At 47.1% G+C, this 11261-nt stretch carries 10 protein-coding genes and 1 pseudogene; 6 read left to right on the forward strand and 5 right to left on the reverse strand.

Annotation, left to right across the window (positions count from 1 at the left end; all coding sequences use genetic code 11):
- A partial coding sequence (locus RIC07_RS34320) for a tetratricopeptide repeat protein (RefSeq protein ID WP_446398423.1) occupies nucleotides 1-1968 on the reverse strand: 1968 nt, incomplete at its 3' end.
- A gap of 53 nt (nucleotides 1969-2021) precedes the next feature.
- A complete protein-coding gene (locus RIC07_RS34325; protein WP_446398424.1) occupies nucleotides 2022-3815 on the reverse strand; it encodes a hypothetical protein in 1794 nt (597 codons plus the stop codon).
- Between the two features lie 805 nt (nucleotides 3816-4620).
- Here RIC07_RS34325 and RIC07_RS34330 point away from each other — a divergent pair.
- On the forward strand, nucleotides 4621-5406 hold the full coding sequence (locus RIC07_RS34330; RefSeq protein WP_446398425.1) for a hypothetical protein: 786 nt from the start codon (nucleotides 4621-4623) through the stop codon (nucleotides 5404-5406).
- Here the strand turns inward: RIC07_RS34330 and RIC07_RS34335 are convergent.
- Nucleotides 5396-6331, reverse strand: coding sequence for a hypothetical protein (locus RIC07_RS34335; RefSeq protein WP_446398426.1), 936 nt, complete (start codon nucleotides 6329-6331; stop codon nucleotides 5396-5398). The two genes, RIC07_RS34330 and RIC07_RS34335, sit on opposite strands and share 11 nt — an antisense overlap.
- A gap of 545 nt (nucleotides 6332-6876) precedes the next feature.
- The gene (locus tag RIC07_RS34340) at nucleotides 6877-7629 is read right to left on the reverse strand and encodes a PEP-CTERM sorting domain-containing protein (protein WP_446398427.1); all 753 of its coding nucleotides are present in this window, start codon (nucleotides 7627-7629) and stop codon (nucleotides 6877-6879) included.
- A 535-nt stretch (nucleotides 7630-8164) separates the two neighbouring features.
- On the opposite strand from RIC07_RS34340, the gene RIC07_RS34345 reads away from it, so the two are divergent.
- On the forward strand, nucleotides 8165-8365 hold the full coding sequence (locus RIC07_RS34345) for a hypothetical protein (RefSeq protein WP_446398428.1): 201 nt from the start codon (nucleotides 8165-8167) through the stop codon (nucleotides 8363-8365).
- Here RIC07_RS34345 and RIC07_RS34350 read toward each other — a convergent pair.
- Complete coding sequence (locus tag RIC07_RS34350) at nucleotides 8362-8523, reverse strand: hypothetical protein (protein ID WP_446398429.1); 162 nt, start codon at nucleotides 8521-8523, stop codon at nucleotides 8362-8364. The genes RIC07_RS34345 and RIC07_RS34350 overlap by 4 nt on opposite strands.
- A gap of 184 nt (nucleotides 8524-8707) precedes the next feature.
- Between RIC07_RS34350 and psb34 the strand changes: the two genes are divergently transcribed.
- From psb34 to RIC07_RS34370, 4 genes and pseudogenes are all read left to right on the forward strand, one after another.
- On the forward strand, nucleotides 8708-8875 hold the full coding sequence (psb34, locus tag RIC07_RS34355) for a photosystem II assembly protein Psb34 (protein WP_446398430.1): 168 nt from the start codon (nucleotides 8708-8710) through the stop codon (nucleotides 8873-8875).
- 208 nt (nucleotides 8876-9083) lie between these two features.
- Nucleotides 9084-9257, forward strand: a complete 174-nt coding sequence (locus tag RIC07_RS34360) for a photosystem II protein, Psb35-related (protein WP_446398431.1) — start codon at nucleotides 9084-9086, stop codon at nucleotides 9255-9257.
- A gap of 193 nt (nucleotides 9258-9450) precedes the next feature.
- Complete coding sequence (locus RIC07_RS34365; RefSeq protein ID WP_006101055.1) at nucleotides 9451-10557, forward strand: RRXRR domain-containing protein; 1107 nt, start codon at nucleotides 9451-9453, stop codon at nucleotides 10555-10557.
- A 554-nt stretch (nucleotides 10558-11111) separates the two neighbouring features.
- Nucleotides 11112-11261 (forward strand): annotated as a pseudogene (locus RIC07_RS34370) (photosystem II q(b) protein); the annotation flags it as partial.

Raw genomic sequence — 11261 nt, forward strand, 5'->3', positions numbered from 1 at the left:
CCCCTTGACAAAATACGCACTTAAGTTATCAGGATTACGGGCAATTAACTGCTCAATTTCAGCCTTTGCCAACTCCGGATCTTCTGATGCAATCACCTGTAACCGCCGCAGTTGAACGGGTGTATTATCGGGATCAACCTGCAGTAGCGCCTCATACAACGCCATCCGTTCCGCGTCTGGGGGTAAAACACCGACTAAACTAAATAACTCTGGTGGTAAATCCGTAGCGGGTTTCGTCGCCAACCATTCGGATAGTACCGCCTCAGCTTCCGTTTGAGAAATCCGTTCCGTAGAGTAAGCGATCGCACTCCGTCCCAACTTCACCAGCAAATCATTAGGATTACGGGCGATTAACTGATCATAGATCGCGATCGCCTCATCCGGACGCCCTTGAGCCAAACGAATTCCCGCCAATCCCCGCAAGGCGCTATTCACCACATCAGAATTCGGATTCCGTTCAATCAGCCCCTGATACCGCCGCGCACTCGCTTCTAAATTTCCTTCCCGGCGCTCAATCTCAGCCAACAACAGTTCTGGCGTAAAATCAGACGCCCCGGCTTCAGTAGCAGTATACGCTGCAATGGCTTCCCTCGCTTGAGCCAACTGATTCTCTTGAATCAACATCTGCGCCACCCGGAAATACAAAAACGGCTCATCCACACCCGCATTAATTAACTGCTGATAAACCGGTAACAACGCCGGATCAGGCGGATCTAAAGGAATCAACGCACTCGCCAACGCCCGCCGTTCCGCCGCTTCCGACGGTAACGGTTGCAGCAGGGAAAGCAGCCGCTGTCGTAACTCACTCCGAGAAATACGCCCCAATTGACTCTCTAACGCCAACTGCTTCACCACCAAACTCCGATTATTCGGTTGCTGCTGAACAAGCTGCTGGTAAAGATTCAACGCCGCCGCCCGTTGAGACGGTAACTCACTCAAAACATCCGCCACTTCCTGCACTAATGCAAACGAAGGATTCTGAGTCTCAGACAGAACATTTCGATACAACGCCACCCCTTGTTCATACAAATCCATTCGGCGTTGGTTTCGCCCAATCGAAGTCAGCGCCCGCGCTAACGGTAAAGCCGCATCCGCTTCACCCCGCAAAGGTTCCAACGTTGCCAAAGCTTCATTAATCTGTCCCGTCGCCGCATACGCTTGGGCTAAATCCGCACGCAATTGCGCCTGTTGGGGAGATTGTCGCAGTTGATTCTCCAGAATCTGTACCGCTTGAGCCGCATTCCCCGTTTCCCGTAGCGCCAGGGCGTAAGCCCCCGCGACGTTACCGGGAATTTCTTTACCCGTGGCTTGATACCGATTAAATAATTCTAACCCTTGCTGATAATCGCCACTGTAGGTATAAATTTGAGCCGCCCCCAGAATGGTTTCTGGTGAGGGATTATTCGCCAACAGTAACTCATAATCCGTCAACGACTCAGCAAACCGCCCTTGATATCCTAACAGTAACGCCCGTTGTGACCGAGCTTGGGTATCATTAGGATTCTGGTTTAATAAGCCCGTTAATGCTTCAATTCCCCGTGCTTGCCATTCTTGACGATAAACCCCCATCTCACCCACCGCTTCCAGGGCGGTTTGATTCGTGGGGTCTCGCTCTAGCACATCATTATAAGCATTCCAGGCTTCCTCAATCCGCCCCCGGCGTTGATAAGCAATGGCTAATCCTAACTTGGCGTCTAAAGATTGGGGATCACGGCGTAACGCCCCCTCAAAAGCCTGAATCGCATCATCCACCCATCCTTTCTCCAAAAGCGAGTACCCCTGACGCACCCCTGCTGGAACCCCCTGGGCTTGAACAGCGGGTACAGCAAAATTAATTGGGGCGATGGGTAAACCCCCGGCTAATCCCAACATCAGGAAACAGGCTAAGACACGGAACCACCGGGACGAGTTTTGGTTTTGAGGAGAGGATAAAATTGGTGTTTCAGCTAACTTGTTTTGTGCGTTCATAGGGTCAAAGGCGTGAAAAACTGTAGAGTTGTAGTTAATAAGAAAGCACCCAATTAAGGATATAGCTGAAAATCTGTTTTAACCCGGAATCCAAAAATTGTCTCCGAGAACCCTTCTCGTTCTTGTAGCGTTACCCCCGCCCGTAGATTCGGTGAAATTCGGATATCATAGAATAATTCCCAGACATCATTATCTTCCGAAAAACCTCGACCAAACGCATAACCAAGCCCCAGGCGATCATCTTGGAGAAACAGATCTAAGAAATTAAGTCCGAAATTATACGTCTCACTACTATCATCCAGCTCGCTATTTTCCAACCAACCGTAACGGGCAAACAATCCTAACTTAATTTCCGGGATAAAATATTCCCCATTAATCCCAAACGCATTTTCGCGATCGCCGTTTCGGGTGCCAAAGACGCCATCTCGCCCTGTATCTTCGTTTGTGGCGTAGGTTGCCCGTATAATACCATTCCCCGCCCGGAAACCAATCTCACCCGCAAACGCATCTAAACCAAAATCGCCCAAATTCCGATTTGAGGAAAACACAGCCGCTTTCGCTTCCACATTATCAGTAATATTCCAATTCAATAACCCCCCAATCCGAGAACCAACACCTGTAGACGCTAAAGCTGGATTGGTTTGAAACAGGGGGTGGAAGAAATGGGTGGTACTATCCTTAGCGAAACTATTGCGGTCAAAATAAGACGTTAAATCCATTAACCCCGCAATTAAGCGCAAATTCGGATAACTGGGGAGAGAACCGGCAAAATATAGTTCACTCAGACTAAATCCATCGCCTTCTGTCCCGGCAAAATCATCCCCTGTGGCTAAATCGACAATAGCACCAAATAAGGCATTGGGTGATACTGGATAAATCCCCTGCAATCGTAACCGCGCCGAAGCATCTTCCTGCTGGAGATAAGCGCCTTGAAGATCCAGTGTAGGCATTAATGCTTCATTTTCCGAGGGAGAATTCTCAGGAATTAAAGAAGCATCGGGTTCATCGTCTGAGGATTGGGCGAGTAAGATGGATTCAACCGAGTGTTGAGCGGGTTCCATCACTGGCGGTTTTGGTACTAACGCCCTATTATCTACTATTGATTCCTCCGCGACGGTTAAGTCTCCAGGGATGTGGTAATCAACCGAATGAATCAGGGGTGCGGGTTCTGGCAGTTTGGGAACAATCGCTTCAGGTACTAAACTAGATTCGTCTACCCCAGCGAATTCAGATGGCGGGTGATGTTCAATCTTCTCCTGTACCGTCGCGACTACGGGAGGTTTTGGCGCGATCGCTTCCACGACTGGATTAGGTGCATCGGTTTCCGTTATCGGTAATGGCAGATAATGTTCAACGGAGTTTTGCACCGCAGCTACCACCGGGGGTTTGGGCGCGATCGCTTCGGCTACTGACGTGGGTTGATCTCCCTCTGCTATTGTCTGAGAGGGTTGGAATTCAGAATCGGCGGAACGATTAAAGTCGAGTAACTGATGCTGACGGCTAGAGGTGATATCTACAATCTCAGAGTTATCTGAGGAGGCTGTTGGGGAAGCTTCCTCATTCGCCAGAGTGTCATCGGTTAAGGGGTATTCATCCAGTGCGATGGAGTCAGAATGGCTAGGATTCGCTGATTCTTCCGCAATCGCCTGATCCCCAATTGGAGTCGGTTGCTCATTTGATTGAGCGATCGCGGGTGTCATTCCCAGGAAAGCCGCTATGGAAAATAGAGATAGCGCTCCGGCTGAAGTTGATCCCATGGATAGCAGATAACTTAGCCAAATAGACTGCCGTAATCTCGGCGTAATTTGCTTATCAGTATTTCTATTTTTTTGAATTAGTTCTCTCATTAGCACCACAGTTGCTGATAGGTGTACTTGAGGATTAAAACCGTCAATTATTTACTTTTCCTGAGGTTTTAAACAGTCTCCGGAAAATCTTCGCAATTGTAGATGCTCGGTCAACCAAGTTCACCGACGCCTAATAAAAATGAACAGTTCCGAAACTGAAATATGAGATAAATTGCTGTAAATTAATGATAAAAATGCGAAAGTTAATCTCTTGATTTTTAGGGGTAACCGCTTCAAGAGATTTAGGTCGAGTTCGTTTCACTGACAACTCGTATTTTTAATGTATAACTATCCCTGGGCAATAATTGAGTAAATGAAGTTGAATAAAAATTAATCCAACTGACTTAATTTTCAGGATAAACACAAGCAAATTTTATAGCTAAAGGGGGCGTATAGCCGATATGGAGGGACGTTTACCAAAACCCGATATAACCCAGATCTGGTTCTGGAATACGTCGCCTGTTTCCAACTCCCCTGACAATCCTAAAAATTTGTGTTGGCTTATACCCAAGGTTACTGGCTGTTAAATTTTACAGTATCTCTACTGTTTTAACTTGAATTCATCAAGATGTCATGAAGAAATATACTCGCTAGGATGAAGAAAGGATGAAACTTGATCAGGCGTTAAAATGGATTCGTGGGATTCCAGCCTAATTTGATGGGTAAAGCGAGGGTTGAAATCACCCGTCACCTCTAGTTTTCGCGCTCTCCGGATTGACTGACATCAACTCGAAAAAGGAGTTTAGGGAACCCTTGTCTGGACATCCGTATTACAACCAACTCATTTTCGGAGCCAATTGGGTCTGTGTTTTTTAGAAAATTACCAACCAAAGGAATTTTTAATCCGAACAGAGGATTAGTTTTTCTTTTTCTACTGTTACTATTAAATAGTGGATGTTCCCAAGATGTATTACAACTGGAGCAGTTACCCAACCTATTACCGAACACGTCAACGAATGCCAGTTTTCAACTTCGTGTCGCCCCATCTCCGCAAGACGGGGTTTACAGGGTAACGGGAACAACGAATTTACCGGATGACAGTCCGATCGCGATCGCGGCGGTTCGCTACTTACACCCTGATCCTGATCTCCCAGCCAATGAGGATTCAAAGCCAACCTATTCAATTTTGGCTTATCAAGATGTCGAGGTAAATAGTGGGCAATGGCAAGCTAACTTAAACCTGTGGGAGGTTGCACCCGATGGTAAGTATCAAGAGGTGTGGCAAATTGAGCAGTCGGAATTGGGACTAACGTTAGATCCAGACAAGGAGGTGCTATTCCTCGCCACCCTAGCGCCTACTGACGCCTTGTGGACGATTCAACAGCAGTTAGAGAACCAGGGGATTAAAGTAGACAAGAGCCTGATTCGCAATACCCTGGATGGCGATCGCTATGTCCAAGCCAGTCAAATTATGCCGATTCCCTTACCGACGGCATCTACTGCGCCACCAGTGGAACGTCCACAGGATGTGAATGGCGGCTGGGGACCTCGCTATATTTTGTTACCCGAACCTCCGAATAAGAGGAAGTTAGAGGTGCTGGACGAGCGCCGCACAGATGCACCGTTAGCGCCAGGGGAGTTCATGCATTGAGAAATGCCAACTCCAGCGAGTAATCGTTCTCACAAAGCTCTAGAACCCAATCTGGGAGGATTTTATAAGCGCAGATCTTAATCAAGAAGTTGGGATTCAAGTTCCAGCACTGTTTACGCAGGAAGTAGATCAGTAGTCCTTGCAGTGAGCGAATCTCTCGGCGCGACTCCTCATCGGGGAACCGGAACAGGAAGTAGGCGATCGCCAATTTCACCTGATGTAGCGGAAACTCAAGCACCTTCGGACGTTCAGACTTGACAAACGGTATCCCGGCGGCTTCGCACTCCGCTAGTATTTCATTTACCTTTGAAGTGGGACTCTGGGCGTTAGTTTCGCCATTCGTTACCTGAGAAGTAGGACTCTGAGCGTTAGTCTCCCCATTCCCTACCTGAGAGGTGGGACTCTCGCCATTATTAATACTACTGCTGCTGCTGTTAATACCCGTTTCCGAAGTTTCGGCGTTTGAGGGGTCTGAATCGGGAATTTGTGGATCAGTCTCAGACTTTTTTTTCGGCTTGCGGAATTTCGGTGGAATCAGCACATCGATAGGTTGAAGCCGCCACTTCCAAACGTAAGCGGTGAAGCTCTTTGCATGGGTGAGGACTCCGGTGTCTAGGAGCTTCTGGGCGGCACTTTTGACCGTTTTGGGATCGTGGGGGACGCCGCGTGTTCGTTCGACCCATTTGTTGAAGTCGCGCAGGTCGATGATTTCAAAGCCGCCTTCGTACATCTCATCAAGGAGCCATTGCCACAGCTCTCTGGCGGTGGGGGTCAGTCGGTTCTGAACGCTGAACTTGCTATGCTTTCTCGTCCAAGTGTTTTTTCGTTTTTTCCAAGTGTTTGGGGATTGATAAGCAAAATCCGGCACGTTTCCATCGGCTGGAACGCCCTGACACTGGCGGTTTTGACGATTTTCTGACACCATAAAATGACTCCTTTCATGTTGTGTGCATGGGAGGGGAAGCGTCGCGGGTTGGTGTACTAGACCAGCTCGTGGCGCGTTATTTCTTTATGGAGAGATTGTACCGCGATTTGGCAAAAAGTGCGATCGGGCTGAGTTTGTAGGATGCGTTAGCGAAGCGTAACGCATCTCATTCAATCAAATAACAGGCATCTGGTGGGTTACGGCGGGAGCCTAACCCACCCTACTGGCGTGGCACACCTTAATTGGTGGATTAGAATTGTAGGGGCGCATGGCGTGCGCCCGATTTCACCGCCAAATCTATCCCACAATTTTAGCTGTGCCACGCCACTACATCTACATCATTATTGAATCGTCGGTGCAGCTAAAAATTAGTTGTCTTTTCCAAGAAAAATTTCCCAATATAAGCGTTGATATCTTTTGGGATTATCCATATCCATGAAAATCTTACTCAATTGATGCTTCGTACCTTTGATTCAGAATTTTTATTTTGTTGAGTAGAGAAGTAATATGCTACGTCTCTACTCATGCAAGCAAGAGTTGCTAGGTTAATCCTTTTGCTTGGCGTTTTTGCGCCCTCTAGAATGCTGTCGCTTCAGCAATCCACCCATACCTAGGGCTGTCGCTGAACCCAGAATAGTCAGAGGTTCGGGTACGGGTTCGTATGCAATATTATCAACAGCGCCACTACCAGGGAGAGATACATCTAAACGCTGAACCAGGGTGTTGTTAAAACCGGTTACGGTTTGAGTTTCGTTGTCACCTGCACCCTGAACCGAAAATTGCTGGATTTGCTGAGTTCCTGCCGTATCCGCAAAGGTTGTGATTTGAACATTGTTACTTTCATCAATGTCTAGAAGTCCAAATTGTTCGAGACGAACTAGGCGATTAAAGTTAAAAGAAATTGTACCACCATGACGGGAATCATCTGGATCAGCGGAGTCATTATCTTCACTGATAATTAGGGCATTCCCAAAGTTAAACTCTGAAGAGGGGAAGAATAAGTCATCATCTCCGCCTGAGCAGTCACTAGCCGTAGCCGACCCCCCACCGCAAAAGGTATCAAAGATCATCAAATCACGAAGGCTGCCACCAGTTTTTTTCTGACCTGACACCGAGAGTGTGGCGGCTTTTGTCGTTTCACCCGTCACTTTTTGACCAACCGCAAATTCAGAAAAGTCAATGACTTTAACGCCTGCGGCTTTAACTGGATTAGCATTGAGTGTGACTAGACTGAGAACGGCACCGGCGGTAGCCAAGCTCAGAGTTTTGTTGATGGTTTGAGCTAAATTGAATTTCATGTCGATTACTCCTTGTTTTGGGAGAAGATTGAATCTAGTAATGGTGACTTGTATTTTTCTCTGGCGGAAGCTTAGTTCCTTGATATCAAGGTAACTGGCTATTCGTCCTTTGTGGTAAACTTACAGTAAAGAAAACTGAATTTTGTGTAAATTTTTGATGAAAATAATAGATTTTGTTTCATTAATTCTCTCTCCTTGTGCCGTATAGTTAACTGTCACATCCATGGAAGTAATTGTTTTGGGAGTCCAGCTACAATAAGAAGCAAGATTGAATTTCATGTCGATTATTTCAAGGCTTTGGGGATGAGTGACTTGAGTCCCCAGAGCTTCTTTATTGATGGGACTATTTCTGAAGACTAACCTGATTTACGGGGAATTGTGGTGAAGCAGCCGTGAATAAAGCTGACAGTTGTGTAAAGGTTTAATAAGAATCCGTCAATGTCAGCAAAAAACCAGCAGTTTGTAGGATGCGTTAGCGAAGCGTAACGCATCTCATTCAATCTAGAAATCGAAAGTCCTTACTATGAAGAGCTTTATGAATCAGAATCAGAACAGGATAGAAGAAGATCTGTTGAGTTTTTGCAAGGTTTTAATGACTACCAATCCTTATATCGGTTCTTCACTTGACGATCTCCTCGAAGAAGACGGAATACTTGACGAGGTAGAAGCAATTGCACTTAAGCAGGTTCTCGCTTGGCAAGTTTCTCAGGCAATGCAAGAAAAAGGACACACCTAAACAAGAAACCGTAGGGGCGCACCGACGTGCGCCCTTTCCTGACTTTCCTGACGTGCGCCCATCCCCGACGTGCGTCCATCCCCGACGTGCAGTGTCACGCCACTACCCTTTTTCGTGCCAAAAATTCCTATCACAGTAATCTTGACAAATTTACTCACCTACCCATTACCTCACAAAGCATCGCAATCACCAGGCGATGCGTCATATCCGGAGTTCATCTGCTGTCGTCACCGGAGTGTGTTGACAAACATCACAAAAATAAAAAAGTCAAGTCACAGTCGATATTTGTAACAATTCGTTACGTTGGGAGTAACAAAACGTTACACAAGTCAGGAGGCAGTTATGTATACCCGCGACGAAAGAGGAATTCTCAACAACTACGCCAGCGAACCTCAAATGTATTTCGCTGATTACCCCAGTGTGGAACAACAGCGTAACTATCTGTTACAGGCAGGAATCGCCACATTATTAGTTAGCGCATTAATGTTAACCGCATTAGCTGTCAGCTAAATACCTCAACACAACAAACTTGTGTCTCATTTACTTGCGCTGTAAAAGCTGGTAACTTGATAACAAAAGCCAATCTTCATAACTAAAGTTTCTCTTGCAACAAGCAAGAAGTGGGGCTGGGCATGTCCTCACTATAAAACGCTGGAGGTATAGTCAAAGCTATACCAAAGGAAGCCTACACTGTACCCGTAGGGAAGCGTGTAGGAGGATGTCACGAACCCTTGCTTACTTCCGAGGGGAGCAAAGAAAGCCGATTCACAATCGCAACTGGCGTTCTGAATCATTCGAGCAGTTAGCCCAATCCATTACAGGAACTGAGATTGACTACACCGAGCGCACCCCAGCTTATCGGTTCAACAACCCTAATCTAGCTATCGCTTGAGATTAGGGATTGCCAGAGACAGGACTGGCAACGCAAGCGTTGAATAGACCACTGAGCCGTTAACTGATACGCACTTCCGAATACTTCCCCAGTTCGGATCAACTGCAAGCCTACTTGTTTAGGCGCTTTAAGAGAGGACATTTTGTTAACGGTGGTCGAGGGGACGTACAACTTACACGAGAGGCTTATATCCATGATTCGTGTACCAGTTTTATCGCCAGACGGTAAACCATTAATGCCAGCTAAAGCTAGCCGCGTTCGGCGGTGGCTAAAAGCTGGTAAAGCTAAAGTCACCCATAACGACTTAGGCATCTTTCAAGTCCAGTTAGTTAACCCGCCATCGGGGGAGGAAACCCAAGATATTGTGGCTGGAATTGATCCGGGAAAGCTATTCACGGGGATTGCGATTCAATCAGCCAAAGCTACTCTGTTTTTAGCCCACCTAAATTTGCCCTTTAAAAACGTGACCAAGCGGATGACCCAACGGGTAATGATGCGGCGCGGGAGACGAGGGCGACGGATTAACCGTAAGGTTTCCTTTGATCAACGCAATCACCGCCAGCACCGATTCGATAACCGCAAAGGTCATAAGATACCCCCCAGCATCCGGGCTAATAAACAGTTGGCGTTGAGGGTAGTACAAGAGTTATCAAAGGTCTACCCATTCACAGATGTGGTGGTTGAGACGATTAAAGCCAAAGGCGACAAAGGGTTTAGCCCCGCTATGGTTGGTCAATACTGGCAGATTGAGCAGTTAGAAGCTAACGGCTATACCGTCCACACGCAGGAGGGATGGCACACATCCAACCTGAGACAGTACCTCGGTTTACCTAAATCCAAGAATAAGGCTGAGTCCTCACCCGCCGCCCATGCCGTTGATGGTATCTGCACAGCCGCGTCTCAGTTTATGCGGTATCGCCAGATCCAGGGCATAAGTGGCACCTTCTTAGGGTCTATCGAAGTTACACCGTGCCAGTTTGCGGTGATTAGTCGCCCTCCAGTGTGTCGCCGCCAACTACACCTAATGATTCCCGGCAAGGGAGGGAAGCGGCGCGGTTACGGTGGCACAGTTACCCGCCACGGGTTCAGGAAGGGCGATTATGTCAAAGCGGTTAAAGCAGATATCGCTTACTACGGTTACGTTTCCGGTGACACCAAAACCCAAGTTTCGGTTAGTGACGCTAATTGGAAACGGATAGGAAGGTTCACCACCTCCAAAGTTCAATTGTTGCAGCGAAATACCGGATTGGTGTCAACAGTTGGATTGTCAAACCTTACTACATCGAGTAGCGTGGTTTGACCTCTATCCCCCTCCGGGTTGCTTCGCTGAACCCGGAGTCCCACGAGGTAAAGCGATGGATGCCTATTCTCTTCTCCAATCTCCCGTCCTAGCAACAAGCCAAGTTTCGCGACGTTGTAGCGACGTGACATGGCACGTCACTACATAACCCCAGCCATCGGATAGCTGGGGTTCTTATCAAAAATTGTTACATTTAGGTTGTATATAAAATCTGAAAAAGAAATAAGAGAGCCACTCTCTCATGCAACTCTCTCTCTAGTCCTAAAGGTACATCTACTACTCTCATAATCGCTTTTAGGACGCTGAGGTGTCACACCCAGTTTGAGATCAGTAGCCAACGGGTAGAACTGATCCGTTATTCCTTACAGGGAGAATATTACAGGCGATCGCCACTCTTAAAGAACAGGAGAGCGATCGCCCAATTTATAAGTAAACCTTATCAATGCATTCAGGAACCCTAATATTTATTTCCTTTACAAACCTTAACTATTTCCCTATAGTTATAAACATAATCATTCATTTGACTTAACAAGTCGAAAGCAATCATCCGAACCATGACAACTACATTACAACGTCGCGAATCCGCATCCTTGTGGGATCGGTTCTGCGAGTGGGTCACCTCCACCGAAAACCGCCTATATATCGGCTGGTTTGGTGTACTGATGATCCCTACTCTCTTAACCGCCACCACCTGCTTCATCATC

Origin of the sequence: Coleofasciculus sp. E1-EBD-02, from assembly GCF_040218245.1 — a bacterium.
Taxonomy (GTDB): Bacteria; Cyanobacteriota; Cyanobacteriia; order Cyanobacteriales; family Coleofasciculaceae; genus Coleofasciculus.

Excerpts from the sequence above, each read along its gene's own strand:
- RIC07_RS34325 (WP_446398424.1), bottom strand. The coding sequence starts at position 3,815 with ATGAGAGAACTAATTCAAAAAAATAGAAATACTGATAAGCAAATTACG.
- RIC07_RS34335 (WP_446398426.1), bottom strand. The coding sequence starts at position 6,331 with ATGGTGTCAGAAAATCGTCAAAACCGCCAGTGTCAGGGCGTTCCAGCC.
- RIC07_RS34340 (WP_446398427.1), bottom strand. The coding sequence starts at position 7,629 with ATGAAATTCAATTTAGCTCAAACCATCAACAAAACTCTGAGCTTGGCT.
- RIC07_RS34345 (WP_446398428.1), top strand. The coding sequence starts at position 8,165 with ATGAATCAGAATCAGAACAGGATAGAAGAAGATCTGTTGAGTTTTTGC.
- psb34 (WP_446398430.1), top strand. The coding sequence starts at position 8,708 with ATGTATACCCGCGACGAAAGAGGAATTCTCAACAACTACGCCAGCGAA.
- RIC07_RS34360 (WP_446398431.1), top strand. The coding sequence starts at position 9,084 with ATGTCACGAACCCTTGCTTACTTCCGAGGGGAGCAAAGAAAGCCGATT.
- RIC07_RS34365 (WP_006101055.1), top strand. The coding sequence starts at position 9,451 with ATGATTCGTGTACCAGTTTTATCGCCAGACGGTAAACCATTAATGCCA.